This is a genomic window from Myxococcus sp. CA040A, from assembly GCF_013336725.1.
Lineage (GTDB): Bacteria > Myxococcota > Myxococcia > Myxococcales > Myxococcaceae > Myxococcus > Myxococcus llanfairpwllgwyngyllgogerychwyrndrobwllllantysiliogogogochensis.
In genome coordinates this window covers 94,199-116,578 of the sequence record NZ_JABUMR010000018.1, presented here as the reverse complement: position 1 = coordinate 116,578, position 22,380 = coordinate 94,199, and the positions used below count along the sequence as shown (strand labels likewise).

Annotated in this window: 15 protein-coding genes; 7 read left to right on the top strand and 8 right to left on the bottom strand. The window is 68.4% G+C overall.

The features are described 5' to 3' along the window. Positions 1–135: 135 nt before the first annotated feature. Positions 136–3,555 (top strand): HYR domain-containing protein, encoded by a 3,420-nt coding sequence (locus HUA75_RS43945; RefSeq protein ID WP_174489851.1) that lies wholly within the window; start codon positions 136–138, stop codon positions 3,553–3,555. An 18-nt stretch (positions 3,556–3,573) separates the two neighbouring features. Here the strand turns inward: HUA75_RS43945 and HUA75_RS43940 are convergent, their stop codons facing one another. After that, on the bottom strand, positions 3,574–5,340 hold the full coding sequence (locus tag HUA75_RS43940) for an NBR1-Ig-like domain-containing protein (RefSeq protein ID WP_174489850.1): 1,767 nt from the start codon (positions 5,338–5,340) through the stop codon (positions 3,574–3,576). Between the two features lie 114 nt (positions 5,341–5,454). Further along, on the bottom strand, positions 5,455–6,429 hold the full coding sequence (locus HUA75_RS43935; protein WP_174458443.1) for a hypothetical protein: 975 nt from the start codon (positions 6,427–6,429) through the stop codon (positions 5,455–5,457). Positions 6,430–6,822: 393 nt separating this feature from the next. Here HUA75_RS43935 and HUA75_RS43930 point away from each other — a divergent pair, with 393 nt between their 5' ends. Then, a complete protein-coding gene (locus tag HUA75_RS43930; protein ID WP_217446551.1) occupies positions 6,823–7,056 on the top strand; it encodes a hypothetical protein in 234 nt (77 codons plus the stop codon). A 10-nt stretch (positions 7,057–7,066) separates the two neighbouring features. Next, positions 7,067–8,164 carry a hypothetical protein gene (locus HUA75_RS43925; protein ID WP_174489848.1) on the top strand — a complete coding sequence of 366 codons (1,098 nt, stop codon included), beginning with the start codon at positions 7,067–7,069 and terminating at the stop codon, positions 8,162–8,164. Between the two features lie 94 nt (positions 8,165–8,258). Here HUA75_RS43925 and HUA75_RS43920 read toward each other — a convergent pair whose 3' ends face one another. From HUA75_RS43920 to HUA75_RS43900, 5 genes are all read right to left on the bottom strand, one after another. Continuing rightward, on the bottom strand, positions 8,259–8,528 hold the full coding sequence (locus HUA75_RS43920) for a hypothetical protein (protein ID WP_174489847.1): 270 nt from the start codon (positions 8,526–8,528) through the stop codon (positions 8,259–8,261). A 154-nt stretch (positions 8,529–8,682) separates the two neighbouring features. Continuing rightward, positions 8,683–9,168, bottom strand: coding sequence for a hypothetical protein (locus HUA75_RS43915; RefSeq protein WP_174489846.1), 486 nt, complete (start codon positions 9,166–9,168; stop codon positions 8,683–8,685). A 19-nt stretch (positions 9,169–9,187) separates the two neighbouring features. Then, complete coding sequence (locus HUA75_RS43910) at positions 9,188–10,114, bottom strand: tetratricopeptide repeat protein (RefSeq protein WP_254628083.1); 927 nt, start codon at positions 10,112–10,114, stop codon at positions 9,188–9,190. Then, positions 10,111–11,649, bottom strand: coding sequence for an acetyl-CoA hydrolase/transferase C-terminal domain-containing protein (locus HUA75_RS43905; protein ID WP_174461693.1), 1,539 nt, complete (start codon positions 11,647–11,649; stop codon positions 10,111–10,113). Before HUA75_RS43905 ends, HUA75_RS43910 begins: the two co-directional genes overlap by 4 nt. Positions 11,650–11,687: 38 nt before the next feature. Further along, positions 11,688–12,767 (bottom strand): hypothetical protein, encoded by a 1,080-nt coding sequence (locus HUA75_RS43900; RefSeq protein ID WP_174478032.1) that lies wholly within the window; start codon positions 12,765–12,767, stop codon positions 11,688–11,690. Positions 12,768–12,962: 195 nt separating this feature from the next. Between HUA75_RS43900 and HUA75_RS43895 the strand changes: the two genes are divergently transcribed. Further along, positions 12,963–15,167 (top strand): M3 family metallopeptidase, encoded by a 2,205-nt coding sequence (locus tag HUA75_RS43895; protein ID WP_174489845.1) that lies wholly within the window; start codon positions 12,963–12,965, stop codon positions 15,165–15,167. An 83-nt stretch (positions 15,168–15,250) separates the two neighbouring features. On the opposite strand, the gene HUA75_RS43890 is transcribed toward HUA75_RS43895, so the two are convergent. Next, positions 15,251–17,011 (bottom strand): glycosyl hydrolase family 18 protein, encoded by a 1,761-nt coding sequence (locus HUA75_RS43890; protein WP_141646715.1) that lies wholly within the window; start codon positions 17,009–17,011, stop codon positions 15,251–15,253. A gap of 182 nt (positions 17,012–17,193) precedes the next feature. Between HUA75_RS43890 and HUA75_RS43885 the strand changes: the two genes are divergently transcribed. The 3 genes from HUA75_RS43885 to HUA75_RS43875 all read left to right on the top strand — a co-directional run bounded on the left by HUA75_RS43885 (position 17,194) and on the right by HUA75_RS43875 (position 22,375). Further along, positions 17,194–18,669 carry a M20 family peptidase gene (locus HUA75_RS43885; protein ID WP_371746334.1) on the top strand — a complete coding sequence of 492 codons (1,476 nt, stop codon included), beginning with the start codon at positions 17,194–17,196 and terminating at the stop codon, positions 18,667–18,669. A 222-nt stretch (positions 18,670–18,891) separates the two neighbouring features. Then, on the top strand, positions 18,892–20,661 hold the full coding sequence (locus HUA75_RS43880; protein WP_141646716.1) for a DUF4215 domain-containing protein: 1,770 nt from the start codon (positions 18,892–18,894) through the stop codon (positions 20,659–20,661). 196 nt (positions 20,662–20,857) lie between these two features. Beyond that, on the top strand, positions 20,858–22,375 hold the full coding sequence (locus tag HUA75_RS43875; protein ID WP_254628092.1) for a hypothetical protein: 1,518 nt from the start codon (positions 20,858–20,860) through the stop codon (positions 22,373–22,375). Positions 22,376–22,380: the final 5 nt, after the last annotated feature.

Sequence of the window (22,380 nt, the reverse complement as noted above, 5' to 3'; positions counted from 1 at the left end):
GGCCTTCTCGCTCTCAGGTTTTCTGCGCACACAGAGCCGAACGAGAGGTGCCCCTGCTCCCTCTTCCCGCTCACTTCACGCCTGCCCGCCCTCCGACCTGATCGAGAATCACGAACTCCGGTTTAGGGATACTCCATGTTGAACGGTGGTTTGCTGGCGCTGTGTCTCCTGGCCGCGTCGCCGCGTCTGCTCGCGGACCTCAATCCCCAGGCGCGTGAGGACTTCTCCGGTGCATCCGTCCTCGCTTCGGTCGGAGACACCGTCTTCTTCACCCTGAACACGCAGGCGGGCCTGGAGCTATGGGCCGCCAACGCGGCTGAAGGCCGTGTGTGGCTGGTGAAGGACATTCATCCAGGGTCGAGCGGCTCCCATCCCTTCTTCCTCGCCGTGCTGGGAGAGAGGGTCGTCTTCCGAGCGGATGACGGTGTCCATGGCCTGGAGCTCTGGACGTCGGACGGGACACCCGCGGGCACCCGGCTCTTGAGGGACAGCCTGCCCGGTGCCGGGGGCCTGTTGGCATTGAATGGCGCGAAGGTCTGGGGACAATCCCTCTACTTCCTGGCCAACGATGGTGTGCATGGACTCGAGCCGTGGGTGACGGACGGAACCCCGGGGGGCACCCGCCTCGTCGCCGACACGAGGGCCGGCTCGGAGGGCATCACCGACACGACCTATCACCTCGTCGAGTTTGACGGCGCGCTCTATCTGGGCGCCTACAACCAGCTCTGGCGGACCGATGGCACCGCCGCCGGCACGCGGCTCGTCCACGCGGTCGACCCGTCCGTGGGCTCTCGCGCCGTCCATCCCTTCGTCAGGGGTGGGCAGCTCTGGTTCTCCTCGGGATTCTCCGGCGGGACGACCTCGCACTTCCACGTGACGGATGGAACCCCCGAGGGCACCCGGCTCGTTGTGACCATGACCTCCAAGATGAGCCTGGACCTGGACCTGGGGAGTCGCGTGGTGTTCGGGAGCTGGACGGCGGGCAGCACGTCCTACACCCACTGGTTGAAGGTGTCGGACGGCACCTCCGAGGGGACCCTGCCCCTCGCGACCATCACGTCCTCCAGCACCCTGGTGTGGGAACACGCCTTGAATCCAAGCGGAACGGTGAGGTCCATCGTCGTCCCTGTCGACGCGGGCTATCAGCTCTGGCGCACGGATGGCACCCCGGAGGGAACGCGCCTGGCGCAGTCGCTCACCCGAAAGGGAGGGGGTGTTGGACTGCTGGGCGACGAGTCCATCTATGTCGGCGCCGATGACCTGGGGCCCGCGCTGTTCGCCTGGGATGGGACGGCCGCGCCGCGCGTGGTGCGCCGCTTCGCCGCGCTTCCCTCGACCATCCTGAGCGCACAGGTCGGCTCGCTGTTCTATTTCACGGCGAGCGACGCGCTGACGGGCGAGGAACTCTGGGTCTCTGATGGCACGGAGCAGGGCACCGTGATGGTCTCGGACCTCAGCGCGGGAGCCGACGGAACGGCGTTCGACGCCCTCCATCCGGGAGCGGGGCAGTTGGTGTTCACCGCGACACCCAAGGGTGGGGCGCTCTCGTTGTGGCGGACGGATGGCACCACGACGGGCGTGTCCCAGGTCGCCACCGGAATCACGAGCAGTGTGGTGACGACGACGGCGGGGATGGCGGCCTTCACCCTCGACGACGCAGCGGTGTGGCTCCATGTCCTCCCCAAGAGCGAGCCGGAGCGGCCGGTGACGCGGGTCTGGATGCCCCCGAACCAGGACTCATCACCCGAGAACTGGACGGTGGACGGTTCCTTCGCGTACTTCGGCACGCGGCCGGCGTACAACCGCATCGAGTTGCTGCGCACCGATGGCGTGGGCACGCAGGTCCTGCGCGGCGAGTCCTTTTCGGGAGGGAGCCCCTACGGGCGTCGAGCCCTCCTGGGGGGCACGCTCGTCTTCCTCGAGGGCCGCGCGGTCCGTGCCACCCAGGGCGCACCGGGTGATGCCGTGTTCCTCTCCAGCGCCCTCGACATGGTGCAGTTGGGGGCCAGGGTGTTGATTGCCCGGGAGAGGGGTTCGTCGGGCTATGAGCTGGCCCGGAGCGATGGCACGAGCGCGGGGACCCAGGCGTTGCAGCCGCTCGTGGGGTACCCGCAGGGGCTCGTCGCGGCGGGAACTCGCGCCTATTTCCTCCAGTCTGATTCCCCCTCGGGGACCCACCAGTTGTACCGAGCGACGGGGACGCTCGAGGCAGGAGCCCTGGTGCGGCTGGCGACCTTCGATGCCGGTCTTCCCGTGGCCTATGGCGACAGGGTGGCCTTCGTCGCGAACGAGACCTCCCTCGCATCGAGCGATGGAACACCGGCGGGGACAAGGCTCGTGCCTGGAACGGAGAACACGTCGCCCGATGACCTTCAGGGTCTGGGGTCGTGGGTGTTCTTCACCGCCGTGGACGGGGCACGCGGGCGCGAGGTCTGGGTTCTGGACGGAGCCGGGGCGCGCGGCCTGGGAGACTTCGAGCCTGGGGCCGGGGACACGAAGCTGTTGGATGCCACCCTGCAGGCCGGGGAGGCCGTCCTGCTCCTCCAGACGAACGCGGGCCGCTCGCTGGTGCGGACGAACGGCACTCCCTCGGGAACGCGGGTGCTGGGGCCCGTTCATGGCACGACCTGGTTGGAGACGCTCCACGGCACGGTGTACCTGGACTGTGATCCGGACGGGCAGGTGGGCGTGGAGCTCTGCTCCCTGGCCGCGAACGCGAATCAGCCCACGCTGGTCGCGGACTACGCGCCGGGCATCATGCCCTCGTCGCCATCGGCCCCCGTTTTCTTCGGCGGCGCGTTGTTCGTCGCGGCGACACACCCCGTCGTCGGGCGGGAGGCCTTCGCGCTGGACATGGACACGACGCCGCCGCACATCGCGCCGACGGTGACGGGAACCCTGGGGCAGAACGGCTTCTACGTGGGTGACGTCTCGCTCACCTGGTCCGTAGGCGACCTGGAATCCTCCGTCACCGACACGAACGGCTGCGGCAGCGCGGCGGTGACCGTGGACACGCTGGAGCGGGTGTTCACCTGCTCCGCCACCTCCGTGGGCGGAACGGCTGTCAACCGTGTGTCCATCCGACGCGACGCTTCGCCGCCCCAGCTCACGTGCCCGACCCAGGTGACGGGCAAGAGCGGCATCCCCGTGGCGTTCTCCGTCACGGCTGTCGATGCGCTGGACCCGGCTCCCGTGGTGGTCAGCACGCCTCCTTCAAGGACGGTCTTCCCCGAGGGGCTCACTTCGGTCGAGGCATCGGCGACGGACCACGCGGGCCACCGTGTCTCCTGCCAGTTCTCCGTGCTCGTGTCGCCAGCGCCGGATGCGGGTCCCGTGGACGCGGGGGCGGGTGACGCGGGCTCCGGCGACGGTGGGCCGCTGGACGCGGGGATGGTGGACGCGGGGACCGGCGACGGTGGGCCTGGAGATGCGGGTGGGAATCCTCCGGCGGAATCGGAGTCCTGCGGTTGCGCGGGTGGGGGCGAGCAGCTCCTCTTCGGACTCGCCCTGTTGATGCTCCCCGCGCTCTCGCGCAAGAGACGTAGAGGGGTTTAGGCGCGGCCGTCGCCGTGCTCAGCGCGGTGCGGGCTGGACTTCGACGGTGAGGGACACCTCGGGGCCGAACGCCAGGCCGTTGCGCTGCAATCTCCAGCGATAGGTCGTCTGACCGAGGCTCGTCGGCGCGGTGTGCGTGAAGTCGAAGGTCTTCCCCTGCCCGAAGTGGATGACCTCACCTGGGGCCAGTGTGAGGTCCGCTGCTCCATCGAGCGAGGTGGCCCGGACGCCCTGGGCCGCGCTCCACGCGGTGGTGCCCGTGTTCGCTACCTGCACCGTGCCCCGGAAGGGCTGGCCTGCCTGGACGTGAAGGACTTGCGGGTCGGGAGCGGAGACCGTGGCATCCAGGACGGGCGTGTCCAGGAAGGCGCCGAGGAGCTGCTGGCGGAAGGGGAGGAAGGCGGTCGTGAGGGACGTGGACAAGGCGTAACGGGAATCCGGCCCGGGGGGTGGAAGGGGTGAGAGGAGGTCGTCGACCTGCACGAAGCGTTTGAAGTCGATCGGCACGATGCCAGGGGTTCCTCCCAGGTCGGTTCCCCGGCTGAGGTCATGGCATCCGCCGCAGGACAGCAGTTGAGCGCGCGCCACGACTTGATGCGGAGTCAGCGTGCTACCGATTCGCTGGAGCTCCGCTTGAAGGGCGTCTGAGAAGGCGTTGGGCGTGGCGGCCTTGTTGAACTCGACGAGGAAGTTGTCCACGCTGCCGAACGACGGCATGGAGCTGCTCTGCGCGGCGTTGTAGACGTCCGGGACGGCGTAGTTGAAGCGGTTGAAGTCATCCACCGCGAGGCTCGCGACCTGCGTGATGAAGTGGTCGCGAAAGCCCACCGCGAGGGGATTGGTGTTCAGGGGGTTGAAGAAGTCTCCCCGGGGCGTCGACTTCACGGTGACGGGGATGAAGCGCGGCGTGCAGCCCGTGGCATCACATTGATGCTTCAGCTTGAACTCGCGCAGCATCCACGGGTTGGGGGCGCCCACACCTTGCTGCATGAACATGTTGGTGCGGACCTGTCCGGCGCCGCTGGGGTTGTCACCGTAGTGGCTGATGTGGATGACGGGAGGGATGCCCGGGGCCAGACCCTCGAAGAAGAGCGCGTTCAGCAGGGCCTGTCGCTGGGTGAGGTCCTCGAGGGTGGAGAGCCGGGCCCACGCCTGGGCCACCGGACGGCAGCCCTCCAGCCCGAGCTCGGGGGCGGGGTTGGGGAGTACGCCTTCGAGGATGAAGCGGTTGCGTGAGCGCACCTGCGGCGCCGCGACGAACCGGGCGAAGGACATGCGGTACTCGCCGCAGTGAGCGCCGTCCACGGGGGCCAGGTCGAAGCGATTGAAGAGGCCCACGAGGATGTATCTGTCGAGCGGGACTGACTGGGCGCTCGCATCGGCTCCCTCCAGAGGTCTGCAGACATACGGGGCCCCGTTGAGGGTGTTGCCGTTGTCGCTGCAGTGGGGGCCGCCGGGCAGGTCGGGTTGCCCGGGCGCGGGGTTCTGCGTGTCCCAGAGCTGGCGGAAGAGCTGGTCCGATGTGAGGCCCGTATCGCCGGCCTGGCGGATGAGCTGGTCGAACACCCTGCGCGCGGTGATGGTGGAGACGGTGGCGTGGTCGGAGATGGCCAGCGAGCGCAGCGGGTCCAGCGTCGTCGAGGTGAGGGAAGGGCGATGGACGAGGTCGGTGGACTGGAGCCCTCCACGTTCGGAGTGCAGCGATTGCGCGAGGCAGGGAGCCGCCTGCAGCAGGAGGAGGCTCGCGGACAGGGTGTGCAGCCAGGGGATTCGTCGGGTCTGCATGGGAGGCGCTCCAGGGGTGTCTGCCCAATCAGGCGGGAAAGGGCAGACAGTAGAGCAGCACTCGAGCCGCGATGGGCCCCGCCGCGTCAGAAATAGAGCGGTGAGAGAGGTGCCTCAGTAGTCTGTTGAACGGGTCCTGTTGTCGGGCAGCAGGAACTGGTTCGCGGAGGGGCCGTCCGCCCAGCGGTTGTTCGACCAGGCGTTCCCACCGGTCTTGTAGTTCGCCACGCCGGAGCCTCTGTAGACGGCCGGCGTGTAGTTCGGGTCGCCGAAATCAGGACTCCACGCCCAGCGATTTCCGGTCACGACCATGTTCGTGACCGCCACCCCCATGGGGGCGTGCAAGGCGATTCCGCCGCCCAGGCCCACCACGAAGTAGTTGTCTTGCAGGGTGATCTGGTCGTAGCCGCTGAACCCGCTCTGCGAACCGTCGGAGTACATCGCGATCAGCCCGGACTGCGTGTTGTTCCACGCGCCGTTCCACTGCAGGCGATTGCGAGAGAAGTTCAAGTACGACTGCCCGCCCCAGGTCTGGATGCCATCCGCGTGAGCGCCAGCGCTGCCAGGGTCCACGGCAATCCACGACTCAGTGATGGTGACGTTGTTCGAGTAGACATTCTCAAACCCGCTGTGCGGGAAATAGCAGCGGTGGCAGATGGACCTCGCGGGCTGCCTGCCGTCCTTGGCTCCCACTGAATTGAAGGCGCTCAGTTCGCTGTACAGCGCCGCGCCACCGCCTCCATTTCCCGCCGGATGGTTGAGGAGGAGGCTGCCCTTGCATCCGCGCAGCACCAGCCACCCGGAGTTGACGGTGATTTGCGACGTGAGGTTCGCGCCCTCGAGGACGACGGTGCCCTGAGGGAAGGAGAAGCCGTCGATGGTCTCGCCCCCGACGCCAACGGTGCGAGAGAGCGCGCCCCAGCTTCCCAGCGCTGTCCCGGTGAAGGTCCCTCCAGGGACGTTCGTGAAGGAGGAGATGCCAATCCCCGCGGGCCCCACGTCCGAAACGGTGAGCTGCGAACCATGGGTGATGACGAGGGGGATGACGTCCTCGTCTCCGGAGCCCTCACCCGGGGAGCAGGCGCGCACCCCTTTGCACTGGGGGGCATCCGGGTCGACATCGGAGGAGGCGCAAGCCGACCCGGCCACTGTTCCCGCGAGGAGCAAAAGGCGCAGACGAGGCGCCCATCGGGAGGCACACGAGCTGAACATGGGGTGTTTCACTTTCTGGTAGGGGAGTCCCGGGACTGAGTGGTCCAGCCTAGGCCGTGATTCACCCAGAAAGAGGGACCGTTTCAGTGCCCATCGCTGGGCTTCGCGCTCGTGCCGGACAGAATGGGCGCTTTATTCCGGTCGCCCTACAACTCACCGCCAACCCGCACCGTGGAGTTGCTCCCGTCAAATCGGACACAGTCAATCGGGTGATACGGCACGTCGGTACTGGATAGGGGACCGCATCTCCAGGCCCTTGTGAGGATGCACGTGGTTGTAGTCATCGAACCGCGCGGGCAGCTGTCGGAGGACTGCCTCCTCCGTGTCCGCTACTCGCGCGAGGACGTTGCGGTGTCGCCGGCCTTCGACTCGCTCGACGAGCTCGCCTTCGCGCTCTTGCGAATCGAGGCCGCTGCGAAGAAGCTGATTCCCAAGCCGAAGCTCGCCACGCTGTTCAAGAACCTGCGCTTCGAGACGGCCGGTAGACTCCTGAAGGAATACTGAGCGCGCTCCCATGCCCAAGCCCCGTCCGTCCGAAGTCGACTCGCTGTCCGCTCGCGCCGACACGCCGGCTCCCAAGAAGCAGGCCGCGCCGGACGTGTACTCCACGGCCCAGGTGTTCGCCGATGTGCATGTCACCCCGGAAGGCACGGTGGTGGTGCTCGCGGGCACGCCCCATCCGGACTCCGACCACGGCTACGTCGCCGGCGACGACCTGTGGGACTTCGACCAAGACATCAAGTGGAACCAGCCGTGGAACGACGTCGTGTGGCTGGGCCAGATAGACGTGGACGTGGACGTGGACGAGTTGGAGGCGAACGGGCTCTCCTATGACGTCGACTTCAACCGCCTGCTCATCCACGACGGCAAGACGTGGACCCGGAGGAAGCTGCCCAAGGCGCTGCCCTATGGTTACGTGGCGCCCGTCCTGCGTGATTTGGGAGCGCCGTGGGGCCTGTCCGCCTTCGGTGTGTCCGCGCTCGCATTCAAAGGCACCGGCAAGAGCTGGAAGCTCAAGGAGGTCAGCGGCCCCGGGGGCCTGGACCTGGTGGACGGCGTGGTGCACGACGGCGTCCTCTTCGGACTCTGCTCCGAGAACGGCCTGGGGCGCCTGGTGCGCGAGGGCAAGGGGCTGCGCCTTGAACTCGTCGGAGGAGAAGAGCAATCCGGCCTGCGCGGCCTCTTCGTCCACGAGGGCACGCTCTTCGCCTTCGGCAACGACGGCGTGTGGGTGCTCAAGGACGGAGCCCTGGTTCGGCGTCATGCCACGCGCGCTCCGGTGCGGAGCCTGTGCGCCGCCCCCGAGCACGGCGTCTACCTGCACACGGACGAGCACGCCTGGTATCTGCCCCAGAAGGGCAAGGCGCAGAAGCTCGTGCTCCCCAAGGACGGCATCCACTCGCTGGCCTTCTTCAAGAACCGACTGTTCGTCAGTGTGGGCGACCAGGTGCTCCGGATGGAGAAGGACCGCGGCGTCGCCCCGAAGCTGCCCTTCCTCTCCCCCGGCGCCGCCCGCCTCGTCGTCGCTGGCGACCGGCTGTGGACGGTGTTCCCCCACCAGCTGGCGTCCTCGCGCGACGGGAAGCACTTCGAGCCCATTGCGTTTCGCTGAAACAGCAGCTCCCGCGTGGCGGGGGAGTGTACTTGCGCTGCTTGACGGCAGCGCAAGTGGTTGCTGTCTGGCTTTGCGGGGTGGCTGCCGCGCGTCAGAGGCACTCTTCGTAATAGTTTTCGACCGCAAAGTCGGTCTGAACGCCAGTGCGCGTGGGTGTTCTGTTGCAAGTACACCGCTCGCTGCCGACCGCCGTGGTGTAGGTGGCGTCACTGTAATAAGTGATATAGTAATCGGCGATGCAGCGAACCAGTGAGTCTTCGCGTGATGTCAAATCGGACTGCATTCCTGGGTCGCCTTCGCCTGCTCCGCAGCCGAACTGAAATCCGAGGACAGTGAGACCCAGCACCAACAATGAACGCATTGCTCCTCCAGAGGGATGAGGCGCTCCATGGGGTTGCATGAGGAGCATGCCACAGTTCCTGTCTGCGGGTGCAGGCGGGGGATTCCAGTCCAGAGTCTGTGAAAGACTTTGGTTTCCCTGGAGTCGGAGCTGTGGATGGGGGTCGGCAGGCACCCTATGACGTCTGCATGAAGAGGGTGGCGTAGCTGCCGTTGCAATCCAGCGCATACAGTTGTTCGTTGCCGGTCGCGAGGATTCTGCAAGCCTTGGTCGGACTTCCCAGGCGCTTCCGTCCCGAGAAGATGTTTTTCTCGGTCACTCCCTTGGCGAAGCCCCCGAAGAGCGTCTTCCAGCCTTTCTCCGGCTCGATTTGTTCCAGCTCGACTCCGTGGAGTGATTGAACGCCACGAGTTTCATGGACAATCACCGTGGCCACGAAATGCGCGAAGCTCGGAAAGTTCCCCACGTAGGCGTCGATGGAAAACGAAGCATCGCCATACATGGTGATTCCCGCCTGCCTGGCCTCCGTGAGGGTCATGTGGCTGATGTTCTGTTTTTCGGGACCCGGAAAGGCTTTGTCGATTCCAGCACCACCAGGGCTGGTGACGTCCATGTGGAGCGCGAGGAGTCTGAGCACTTCATTCCGCAGGCTGTTGTCCATGGCGCCCTTCTTCTTCCAGTCAAGTCGCGGCGAGCGCCTGGAGTGCCGAACGCAGCGCGTCTGGCAGCGTGCTCGGGTCTCCCCGGCGAAGGGCGTCCAGTCCCGCCTGGAAGTCCGCGCGCGCGCCGTCGACCTCGCCGAGCCGGGCGCGTAGCAGGCCCCGCTCGTGAAGCAGCTCGGGGTCGATGCCCTCTCCCTGTTGCAGGGCGAGCGCGGCAGTGAGGTCCTGGATGGCCTCGGCGATCCTTCCCAGTCGTGCGCGGACGGCGGCCCGCTGCTGGAGCAGCCAGGGGTTGTCCGCGTCCTCCACGAGCGCGAGCGTCCAGTCCTGCTCGGCCTCGGTGTCTCGGCCAAGCGCCTCCAGAGACTCGGCGCGCTTCATGTGCAGCACGAGCGCCTTGCGATAGCCGCCGTCCACCAGCGCATCGAAGTCCGCGACGGCCTCGACATGGCGACCCAGCCGGGCGAGGCACAGCGCTCGGTGCAGGCGTGTCGTGCGATGTCCGGGCGCCAGCTCCAGGACGCGCTCGAACCAGGGGAGGGCCTCGGCGGGAGCGCTCCCCCAGATGCCGAGCGTCATCGCAAGCTCCAGCAGGACGCGCCCCAGCTTCGGATGCGCCTCCGCGAGCGAGCGGGCCAGCGCGAGCGCCGTCGTGTACCGGCCACTCCTGCGCAGCCGGTCCAACTCGCGGAGCTTCTGTGCGACCTCGGGAGGACACGGCTCGCGTCCATTGCGCTCCCCCGCACCGGGCACGTCGGGTGCGTCGGACTCGTCCACCTCGCGCCGGTTGCGTCGCTGCTTCGCGGACTTCCCCGATGCGGCTGCGTCGCGAGCCGCACCTTCATCCTCGCGCTGCCCATGAGACGGCGTCGTCGAGCCCTCCCCGGAGGTCTTTCCAGGGAGCGGCTCCGGGGGCTGTGTCTCCTGGTCGTCCTGCTTCGTCATTCCGCCTCGGACTCCCCCGGGAAATCACGGCAGAGCGCGTCGTAGTCGCGCCACCACGCATCGAGCACCTTCATGTCGGAGGCGCGAGGCTCGTCGCCCGGTCCCGCCATGTCCAGGTACGCGTGCAACAGCGGCCTGAAGTGCGGATGCGCGCACTGGTCGATGATGTCCGTGGCACGCCGCTTCGGCGAGCGGATGTCCATGTTGAGCGCGTAGCCGTGCTCGGTGACGACGCACTTGATGTCGTGCTCCGTGTGGTCGATGTGCCGCACGTACGGCATCACACAGCTCACCGTCCGGCCGTCCTTCAGCTTCCGCACCGAAGGCGTGTGCACGATGCTGAGGTACGCATTGCGGAAGAAGTCTCCGGAGCCGCCCAGCCCGTTGACGATGCGCGAGCCGTCGATGTGCGTCGAATTCACATGCCCGTAGATGTCCACCTCGATGGGCGTGTTCATCGCGATGACGAAGAGGCGGGAGATGATTTCCGGACTGTTCGACAGCCACATCGGCCGCAGCACCAGCCGCTCCCGGCACCGCTCGAACATCTGCTGGAACCGCGCGCGCCCCTCGGCGGAGAAGGACACCGCCGTGGCGGACGCGTACTCGAACTTCGCGTCGTCCTCCACGTAGCGCAGCATTCCGTCCTGGAACACCTCGGTCCAGAATCGAATCTTCTGGAACGGTGACGCGTACAGCTCGCCGATGATGGCGTTGGCCACGTTGCCCACGCCGGACTGGATGGGCGGCAGGCGCTTGCCCCACTGGAACTGCTCTCGGCAGCGCATGAGGAACGCCACCACGTTCTGGGCAATCCGCTTGTCCGTCGCGTTCGCGGCCTTGAACGGCACCGGGTGGTCCGGCGTCCGCGACTCCACCACCGCCACCACCTTGCTCGCGTCGATCTCCACGTAGGGGTTGCCGATGCGGTCCCTCACGTTGAGCAGCGGCAGCGGCCAGCCCACGTGCGGGTGCACCGTGGGCAGGACGATGTCGTGGAACCCCGTGTAGTCCGGCACGGAGGTGTTCACCTCGAGGATGATCTTCTTCGCCTTCGCGAGCGCCTCGGCGCTGACACCCACCGACGAGGTGAGGATGACGCTGCCGTTGGGGCGGATGCGCGACACCTCCACCACCGCCACGTCGATGTCGCCGTAGAAGCCGTACATCATGTTGCGCGCGAAGGCGGACAGGTGGACGTCCGTGAAGTCCATCTCCCCCGCGTGGATGCGCCGGCGCGACGCCGACGAGGACATGTACGGCCCGCGCTTGCCGATGAAGGGCGCCATGGGGCCCTCCACGTCCTCGGACAAAGAGGCGCCCGACAGCAGGGTGATGCGCGTCTGGGGCGCGGTCTTCGCCAGATGTGAGGCCAGCGCGGGGAAGAACGTCTTGGGCTCCCCCGACTTGGTGAAGCCGCTGATGGCCACCGTGTTCCCGTCGGTGACGTGCTTCACCGCCTCCTCGACGGGGACGACCTTGGCCAGCAGGCCGGCGTTCTGGATGCGTTCCTGCAACGTGCTCGGAGCGTTCATGGGCGGCGGGAGGATGACACACCCCCGGGCCTCGGTCCTCAGCGGAAGCCCGGAGGACGCCGCTTGTCCGCGTCCGTCTCGGCGTCCTCGGCCTTCAGTCGGGCTCCCGGAGACAGCTCGAACACCAGGCCGAACTGCCAGAAGTTCGCGCGCTCCAGGAAGAGGATGTTGTACGAGTCCTGGCCGTACACGTAGCGCGCGAAGAGGCCGAAGCCCGCTCCCCAGTACGGCAGCGCGGCGACCTCCGCGCTCACCGTGGCGCGCCGATGCGGCGTCTCCCCGAAGGGCGCTGACAGGGCGCACTCCAGTCGGAACCGGTGCTGCTTCCAGATGCGCTCACCCAGGAGGCTCACGCCCCAGTTCCCATCGCCGTAGACGCGCCGCTGCTCCTCGGTGATGCCGCCAGGGCCAATGGTCGTGTTCAGCTCCAGGAACGAGCCGCCGCCCACGAGCCACGCGCTGTCCAGGCTCGGCTCCACCGCGAAGGCGGTGCGCGCGTGCAGCTCTCCGCGCAGGAAGTTGGTGGAGAAGCTGCCGGTCAGCTCGTTGAGCGGGAGCTCTCCTTGTGCCGGCGTGCAGTCGGGGTCCGTACCCTCCTGGTTCGCGAAGAAGCACCCCTCCTGGCCATTCGAGTAGTGGCCCACGGTGAGGTTGGCCGCGAGCGCCAGGCCCCGCCCCGGACCGTCCTTGCCTCGCGAGCCCGGGAGCACGCGCAGGTGCGCCACCTGGAGCGTGATTTTGGGGACGTAGGACGGAGGGATGACGGGATTGCTGTCCGTGTTCAGCATCCGCAGCCGGATGTACGGCGTGAGCACCGCGGTGAGGAACCACTCGCCTCCCTTGCTCCGGAAGTGCCCGTTGTGGAGCTGGGGAAAGAAGAGGTTTGGGGCAATCTGCGCCTCGAACAGCAGCGGGGCGGGCGAGTCCGGGTCCCCCTGTCGGCGGATGCGGTTGGGCGAGCCGAAGACATAGCTGCGGTCCAGGAAGAGCGGGGCAGGGGAGTTGTACTCCCACCGCCAGTCCGCCCGGGCCTCCGCCGCCGCGACGAGCAGCAACGCCACCAGCGCCGGCAGCGGCGCTCGGGTCCTGGACGGGCGGGTGCCCGGTGCGTTCCGCATGAGGAGGCTCCTGCCGACGTGCGCGAGCCGGGACACCCCGGCATGGCTCCTCCCCTCTAGCCCGCTTCGAGCGGCCCCTCACCCGGCCGTCGGGGCGTCTGTCCTCGGTCGGGAAGAGGCGGCCCCCGGAACGTGTTGGGCGCCGCGATTCCGTGCTTTGGTGCACACCCCTTTTCGTCGGGAGAACCACTTTTCATGCGTAACCTCTTCTTCGCCAGCGCGGGTGTGGCCGCGCTCGTCTCCTCCGGCTGTGCGACGACGTCCCCGGAGCCCCGCCCGGAAGTCGCCGCGCCGGCCCCTTCGAGCGAGGTCGCCGCGCCGGTGGCCCCCTCGATTCCCCTGCTGGCGAAGTGGTCCGGCCCGCACGGCGGCGTGCCTCCCTTCGCCCAGGTGAAGGTGGAGGACTTCAAGCCCGCCATCGAAGCCGCCATGGACGAGTACCGCCGGGAGCTGGCCGCCATCGCGGGCAACCCCGCCGCGCCCGACTTCGAGAACACGCTGGCCGCGCTGGAGAACGCGGGCCGGACGTACGCCAACGTGGAGACGCTGTACGGCATCTGGGGCTCGTCGCTGAGCAGCCCGGAGTTCCAGGCCGTGGAGCGGGAGATGGCGCCCCGGTTCGCCGCCTTCGAGGATGAAATCACCCAGAACGAGGGCCTCTTCCGTCGCATCGAAGCCGTCTACCAGTCCCCCGACAAGGCGAAGCTGACGCCCGAGCAGCAGCGGTTGGCGTGGCTGCACCACACGCGCTTCGTGCGCTCCGGCGCGAAGCTGGACGGGGCGGCCAAGGCGCGGATGGGCGCCATCAACCAGCGCCTCGCGTCGCTCTACACGTCCTTCAGTCAGCACGTGCTCGGTGACGAGGAGGGCTACACCGTCGTCCTGGAGTCGGAGAAGGACCTGGCGGGCCTGCCGGACTCCGTGCGCGCGGGCGCCGCCGCCGCGGCCGAGGCGCGGGGCCAGAAGGGCAAGTGGATCATCACCAACACGCGCTCCTCCATGGAGCCGTTCCTGACGTACTCATCGCGCCGTGACTTGCGCGAGAAGGTCTGGCGCAACTACGTCAACCGGGGCGACAACGGGGACGCGCGCGACAACAACGCCATCATCTCGGAAGTCCTCAAGCTGCGCGCCGAGCGCGCGAAGCTCCTGGGCTACGCCACGCACGCGCACTGGCGGCTGGAGAACGCCATGGCCCGCACGCCCGAGCGCGCCATGGAGCTGATGGAGGCGGTGTGGAAGCCCGCCGTGGCCCGCGTCCGCGAAGAGGTCGCGGACATGCAGAAGGTGGCCGACAAGGAGCGCGCGAAGCTGAAAATCGAGCCGTGGGACTACCGCTTCTACGCGGAGAAGGTCCGCAAGGCGAAGTACGACCTGGACCAGAACGAGGTGAAGCCCTACCTCCAGTTGGAGAAGCTGCGTGAGGGCATGTTCTGGGTGGCCGGCGAGCTGTTCGGCTTCGCCTTCACCCCGGTGACGGACGTGCAGGTCTACCACCCGGATGTCCGCGTCTGGGAGGTGAAGGACCAGGCGACGGGCCGCCACGTGGGCCTGTGGTACTTCGACCCGTACGCGCGGCCGGGCAAGCGCTCCGGCGCGTGGATGAACGCGTACCGCAACCAGGAGCGGTTCCGGGGCGACGTGACGACCATCGTCTCCAACAACTCCAACTTCGTGAAGGGCGCGCCCGGCGAGGCGGTGCTCATCTCCTGGGAGGACGCGAGCACGCTGTTCCACGAGTTCGGCCACGCGCTGCACGGCCTGAGCTCGTCGGTGTCCTATCCGTCGCTGTCCGGCACCAGCGTGGCGCGCGACTACGTGGAGTTCCCCTCGCAGCTCCTGGAGCACTGGCTGGCCACGCCCGAGGTGCTCAACACCTTCGCGCTGCACTACCAGACGGGCAAGCCCATCCCCCAGGCGCTGGTGTCTCGCATCGAGAAGGCCGCGACGTTCAACCAGGGCTTCGGCACGGTGGAGTACCTGTCCTCCGCGCTGGTGGACATGAAGCTGCACCTGGCCGGCGACGTGAGCATCGACGCGGATGCCTTCGAGCGCGACACGCTCAAGGCGCTGGGCATGCCCAAGGAAATCGTCATGCGCCACCGTACGCCGCAGTTCGGCCACGTCTTCGCGGGCGACGGCTACTCGGCGGGCTACTACAGCTACCTGTGGTCCGACACGCTGACGGCGGACGCGTTCGAGGGCTTCACCGAGGGCAAGGGCGCCTACGACAAGTCGGTGGCGGAGAAGCTGCGCAAGAGCATCTTCTCCGTGGGCAACACCGTGGATCCGGCGGAGGGCTACCGCGCGTTCCGCGGCCGCGACGCCGGCATCAACGCGCTGATGCGCAAGCGGGGCTTCCCGGCGCCCGCCGCCGCGCAGACCAAGGCGCAGCCCTGAGCCAGGTCGTCGTCACCGACGTCGGGTGACGCTCCTGGGGGCGCGAAGCACGGCCAGCCGTCGCTTCGTGCCCCCGGGCCTTTTCACGGGTCCAGGAACGCGCGCTTCACGTCCATGAGCAGCTCGTCCTGCTTGCCCGCGGGCTGCCCCCGCCGGTGTCCCTGGTTGATGGTCCAGATGATGGTGCCGCCCAGCCCCTGCGCGCGCGCCCACTGGCCCTTGGCGAAGACGGACTGGCCATCCTCGTAGGAGATGTAGTTGCAGTGGCCCGGGCCATTCACGGACGGGTACGAGAGGTACGGGGACGCGGCCTTCTCGTCCCAGTGCCGCGCCTCCGCGCTGTAGTACGACGTCATGATGTTGTCGTAGCTCATCGCGTTGTCGCTCTGGCCCTCGTTGACGTCGGGCCGCCCGTCCAGCGGCGTGCGGGGCTCCGTCACGCCCTGCCAGCAGGTGCCGAAGAACCCGATGCCCACGCCCAGCCGGCCGCGCGGCACTCCCGCTTTCAGATATCCCTCCACGGAGTACGCGACGGAGGTGGGGCGGTTCTGGGCTTCGTCCCGGAGGGGACTGGAGTGCCAGCTCTCCCAGCCGCCCCAGTGTCCGCTCATCTTGTAGGACATGATGTTGAGCTGATCCACGCGCTCGGCCAGCCGGGCCATGAACTTCTCCTCCACCTCGGGCATCCCGAAGTTGGAGTTCAGCCAGTTCACCGGCACGGTGATGATGATGTCCGGGCGGGCCGCGCGCAGCTCGTCAATCAAGGCCAACAGCAGCTCGCCATCATTGCCCGCGGGCGGCAGGTTGATGGGCTCCCAGTCCAGGTCCAGGCCGTCGTAGCCCAGCTCCTCCATCGCCTTGATGAGCTCCTTCACGAAGACGATGCGGCTCTCCCCCGTGGACGCCTGCACGAAGCCATCGTGCTCGCCGAAGCCGCCCACCATCAGCAGGGACTTCTTCCCCGCGAGCCGCGCCCCCGCCGACAGCGCCTTGGCCATGAGGGGCCCTTCGTAGACGGTGACGTCGAAGTCCGTGTGCAGCGTCCCGTCGTAGCGGGGACGCACGCGGCCCACCATGATGTGCGTCAGGCCGGAGAAGTCCACCTCCTCCGGCGGCAGCTGCGCGCGCTGATATCCCACGTAGTAGCCCGACACCCAGCTCGACGGCGCACCGCCGGGCCTGGGCGTCACCGGGCCCACGAGCGCCGTGGGGCCCTCGCCCACCTCGTTGACGGCCCGCACCGTGAAGACGTGGGGCCTGTCATTGGTGAGGTCCGGGATGCTCACACTCGCCGCGGGCGCGTCCACCGTGACGGACCGGCCCCCGGGCTCGGCGGTGACGACGTACTTGGTGAGCGCGCGGCCCCCGTAGCTCGCCGGCTGCAGCCAGCTGACGTAGGCCTGCCCGTTGCCCGCGGTCGCCCGCACCGAGCGCGGCTGGCCGGGCACCGTGGGGTTGCTGATGGCCATGCCCGGCATCGGCATCACCGGCACGGAGGGGATGGAGGAGGTGCCCTCGCCCCGGGCATTCACCGCGGAGACCTTGAACAGATAGGCGAAGCCGTTGTTGAGGCCCATCACCGTGGCCTGGCGCTCGCCCGCGCTGACGATGGCGCCGCCGCACGCGGGCTGGCACCGCACCACGTAGTACAGGAGAGGGTGCCCACCGTCGCTCGTCGGAGGTGTCCACGTCACCAGCGCCTGGGCATCCGCGGCCTGCGCCTCCACCGAGGACGGCTCCGCCGGAAGCCCCGGGCCCTCGTCACTCTTGCCGCATCCCCCCAGCAGCGTCCCCACTCCCAACGCCAGGACGAGCTGCCACCGCGCTGCGTGTCGAGTCTTCACCTGCGCACCTCATGGACCAGTCTCCCGACTATACGGGGAAGCCTGACATTTCTTGTGCTGGAATTATCTAGCAGTACTGCATGTGATTCCCCCAGGACAAGGGCGAGGGGTTCTCTCATATTTCGAGAAGCCGGTTCGGCCGTCCTGGAGGTTCCCCATCCCGGGGTGGCGCCTTTGGTAGCGTGGCGCACCTGCCAATGAAACGACTTCTCCTGTCCATGGCCCTTGGGGTCGGTGTCCTCGCCGTCGTGCTTGTCGCCCGGACGCTCACGTTCAAGTCCCGGCAGGTGGTGCCAGAGGCGGCGACCGCGCTGACGGTGGACGCTCAGGCCCTGGCGTCGCGCCTGTCGGGGGCGCTGCGGTTGAAGACGGTGGCCGCCTCCGAGGGCGTGCCCGCGGACGCCGAGGCCTTCGCGGCCCTGCATGCCTACCTGGCGGAGCACTTCCCGCGCGTCCACGCCGAGCTGAAGCGCGAGGTGGTGGGGGCGCACTCGCTGCTCTACACGTGGCAGGGCACGGACGCCTCGCTGCGGCCGATGATGCTCCTGGGGCACCTGGACGTGGTGCCGGTGACGCCCGGCACGGAGGGCGCGTGGGCCCATCCTCCGTTCGACGGGGTGGTGGCGGACGGGTTCGTCTGGGGGCGCGGCTCGCTGGACGACAAGGGGAGTGTGCTGGCGCAGTTGGAGGCGGTGGAGGCGCTGCTGGCGGCGGGGGAGAAGCCCCGGCGCACGGTGCTGCTCGCGTTCGGCGCGGACGAGGAGGTGGGCGGCCGGGAGGGCGCGGTGGTCATCGCGAAGCGGCTCCAGGAGCGCGGCGTCCGGCTGGAGTCCGTGCTGGACGAGGGCGGCGTCATCATGTCCGGCACGGTGCCCGGCGTGAGCGCGCCCGTGGCGCTGGTGGGCACGTCGGAGAAGGGCTTCGTCAGCGTGGTGTTGTCGGTGAAGGGCGAAGGTGGCCACTCGTCCATGCCGCCGCCCAGCACCGCCGTGGGCGTGCTGGCTCGCGCCGTGTCGAGGCTGGAGGCCGCGCCCATGCCCACGCGGCTCCAGGGTGGCAGCCGCGAGCTGTTCACCCGCGTGGGGCCGGAGATGCCCTTCGGCATGCGACTGCTCTTCGCCAACCTGTGGCTCACCGAGCCGCTCGTGGTGCGGCAGCTCACGGCCAGTCCCACCACCAACGCGGCGGTGCGCACGACGACGGCCGTCACCGTGTTCGAGGGCGGCGTGAAGGACAACGTCCTGCCGGCGAGCGCCCGCGCGGTGGTGAACTTCCGCATCCTCCCGGGTGACAGCGTCGAAGGCGTGCTCTCGCATGTCCGGGCCACGGTGGATGACTCGCGCGTGGAGGTGGGCACGCTGGACTTCCAGAGCGAGCCCTCGCCGGTGTCTCCCACCGACTCCGAATCCTGGCGCGAGCTGGAGCGCTCGTTGCGCCAGGTGTTTCCCGACGTCCTCGTGTCGCCGTACCTCAACGTGGCCGCCACCGACTCGCGGCACTTCGTGGGCTTGAGCGACAACGTCTACCGCTTCTTCCCCGCGCACCTGCGGCGCGAGGACCTGGCGCGCATCCACGGCAAGGACGAGCGCATCGCCGTGACGGCCTACGCGGACGCGGTCCGCTTCTACGCCCAGTATCTGCGCAACGCCGCGCGCTGAGACACCGCTGAGACAGGCCCCCTGGCATCAGAGCCAGGGCAATCGAGTCCGGACCGGACACGGCTGCCATGGAAGGGAATGTGGGTCTGAGACACGAAAACAGGTGATTCAGTCCGCTCTTCCTGCACATCTGCGCATTTCCTGCATTTTCACGGAGGGTGCGGGATGCCGAATGCGCAACCGCGTTGACACGCACCGCGCGCACTTCCAGCATCGGTGTCTATGGCGACCGTCCCCCCTGTTGGAACGCGGCTCGCGAGTCTCGTACTCGCCTCTCTTCTCTTCTCGATAGTTGCATCCTCCTGCGGAGGCGATGGTGGCGCTGGCAAGCCCGACGCCGGCCTCCCCGATGGGGGTGATGGTGGCCCCGTCCTCTGTGACGGCGGCACCTGTCCCGTCGATACCTGCGGCGACCGCACGCTCCAGACGGGCGAAGCGTGTGACGACGGCAACAAGGTGGCCGGCGACGGTTGCACGGCGACGTGCGCCATCGAAGACGGCTGGGTCTGCGATGTCGCGGGTCAGCCCTGCATCCGCAAGTTCGGCTGTGGCAACGGCCGCGTGGAGGCTCCCGAGGCGTGTGATGACCGCAACGTGTCATCCAACGACGGCTGCAGCGCGACCTGCACGGTGGAGGCCGGCTGGAACTGCCCCGCGGCCGGTGGTCGCTGCCACGCCGCCCGGTGCAACGACGGCATCAAGGTGGGTGATGAGGAGTGCGAGGACGGCAACGTCGCCAACAACGACGGCTGCAACTCCGAGTGCCGCCTCGAGGAGGGCTGGAAGTGCCCCACGGTGGGCGCGGTCTGCACCCGGACGAACTGTGGCGACACGATTGTCGAAGGCACCGAGGAGTGTGACGACGGCAACAAGGACATGGGCGATGGCTGCTCGCCGCTGTGCAAGCGCGAGCCGCGCTGCACCGGTGGCACCTGCCAGGCGGTGTGCGGCGACGGCATCATGCTGCCCAACGACACGTCCGAGGAGTGCGACGACGGCAACGCGCGCTCCAACGACGGCTGCTCCGCGACGTGCAAGCTCGAGGAAGGCTTCGTGTGCAAGTTCATCGAGGAGACGCCGCCGGACGTGATCTCCATCCCCGTCGTCTACCGTGACTTCCGTGGCTGGGACCTGCCGGCCTCGGGTTCGGTCCCGAAGGGCCATATCGACTTCGAGAACGCCAATGGCTCCGAGAAGGGCATCGTCAAGACGGAGCTCGTGCGGAGCTACAACGGCAAGGACTACCCCGGCGGCAAGCCCGGCCTGGCGAAGCTGACGGGCTCCACCACCACGCATGGCGAGGCCCCCTTCATGCAGTGGTACATCGACGCCGCGGGCATCAACCAGACCGTCGTGGGGACCCTGGACCTGGCCAAGCAGCCCGATGAGTCGTACGTGTTCGACGACCCGGATTTCTTCCCCGTGGACGGCAAGGGCTGGATTGCCGCGGGCTTCGAGCAGCCGCGCAATGGTGGGCACAACTTCAGCTTCACCAGCGAGGCGCGCTACTGGTTCGAGTACAAGGGCACCGAGGTGCTCACATTCCGCGGCGACGACGACGTGTGGGTGTTCATCAACGGCAAGCTCGCGCTGGACCTGGGCGGCGTGCACGGCGCCCAGGAGGACTCGGTCAACGTGTCGAGCCAGGCCTCCGCGCTGGGTCTCTCCGTGGGCGGCATCTACGAAGTCGTCGTGTACCAGGCCGAGCGCCACACCACGGCGTCCTCGTACAAGCTGACCCTCAACGACTTCGTCACCAAGCGCACGGATTGCCGCGCCACCTGCGGCAACAACGTGCTGGACGAGGGTGAGGAGTGCGACGACGGCATCAACGCCGGTGGCTACGGGCAGTGCGCTCGCGGCTGCGTGTTCGGCCCGCGCTGCGGCGACAACAAGGTGCAGCAGGACGCTCCGGCCAACGAGGAGTGCGACGACGGCAACACCCGCAGCAATGACGGCTGCAGCGCCACCTGCAAGGTGGAGATCGGCTGAGTCGTCCGTCGTGACGAGCCGCTTCCGGGCCTGACGCCCTGGAGCGGCTCGCGCCTCACCGCCGCGCGCCAGGGTGACACCCGCCCGGCGCGCGGTGGGGGCGAGGCGCGTGTCCCGAGACTCGCAAAGGCCCCCGATTCGCTCCGGAGCGGGCCTGGGGTCGGGATGACCGCGAGGGGCTGGCCGGGGAGCAGGCATGCGCTCATTCGTCGCGGGCCGCTCTCGCGAGGCCGTCTGGTATCTTCCGCGCGACTCCATGGTGTCCCTCTCCCCGCCGCGCGTGTTGCTGCTGCTGTCCCTGCTGCTGGCTGCTCCGGCCGGCGCGGCTGGCGCGAAGAGCACGCAGCCCGGCGCCGACGAGGTGATGGGCATGCTGCGCAAGGTGGAGACGGCCCGGGTGCGCGGGACGCTGCGCGTGCTGGACAGTGACCTGGAAGAGCAGGGCCGCGCGCGGCCCAAGGACTTGATGCCACGCGTGTACCGCGCATGGCTCGCCTTCCCGGCGGACACCTGCTGGAACGAGCTCAAGGCCTTGTCCACGCTGGAGCCGGAGAACCCCTGGCCCCATCTGGGCATGGGGCTCATCTACATCCGCTGGGGCCTCTTGTCGGAGGCGCGAGGTCCGCTGGCCGCCGCGCGCCGGGCGTCGCCCGACTTCGCTCCCGCGCTCTGGGGGGAAGGGCTGCTGCTCCAGGCGGAGGGGAAGCCCGCGGAGGCGGAGGCGCGCCTGCGCGATTCGCTGGCGAAGCTGGATGCGCCCCAGGTGCGCACCGCGCTGGGCCTGTTGCTGGCGGCGAAGCCCGGACGGGAGGCGGAGGCGCGCGCGGAGCTGTCGCGCTCGGTGGAGGTTTGGCCGGAGCAGCCGGAGGCGCTGCGCAAGCTGGCCGCGCTGGCTCATGCGGCGAAGGACGTGCGCGCGGCGGCCCTGGCGGGAGAGAAGCTCGTCGCCCTGAAGCCCATGGACCGCGAGGCGCACCGGCTCCAGGCGGACCTGTGGCTCTCCGCCTCGGAGAAGGACAAGGCCGCGCGCTCGCTGGCGCGGTACGTGGAGCTGGGCGGCGCGGAGGCCGGGGCGCTGGCGCTGCTCGCCCGCGTGTACGCGGAGCTGTCGCGCCCGGCGGACGAGGAGAAGGCCCTGGTCCGGCTCATCGACGTGGAGCTGAAGGACCCCGAGCCGCTCTTGCGGCTGGCGGAGCTGACCGAGGCGCGCGCGGACGCGGCCGCCAGCGAGGGCTTCCTGGTGAAGGCGTCGGAGCGGGCGCCGGAGCGCTCCGACATCCACGTGCGCCGGGCCCGGTTGTGTTTGAAGCAGGAGCGCTGGAAGGACGCGCTGGTGTCCTACCGCGCGGCGCAGGCCGCCCCCGAGCGGAAGGTGCCGGAGGCGGAAGCAGAGACGGCGGAGCTGGTGCGGCGCTTCCGCCTGCCCGCGACGCCGGCCAGGGGCGCGGCGGACAAAATCTACAACCGGGTGTCGCTGGGGTTGGTGGCGCTCTACATGGAGCGCCTCAAGGAGCTGCCGGAGCTCAAGGGCAACCTCAAGCTGCGCGTCCAGGTGGATGCGTCCGGCCGGGCCACGCAGGTGTCGGTCCTCTACGACAGCATGGAGGACCCGTTCATCGCGGGCCACGCGTACTTCGCCTTCCTGGACGCGCAATATCCTCCCGGCCAGGACGAGCCCATCTTCCAGTACGTCTTCCGGCCGCCGCCGAAGTAGCGGCC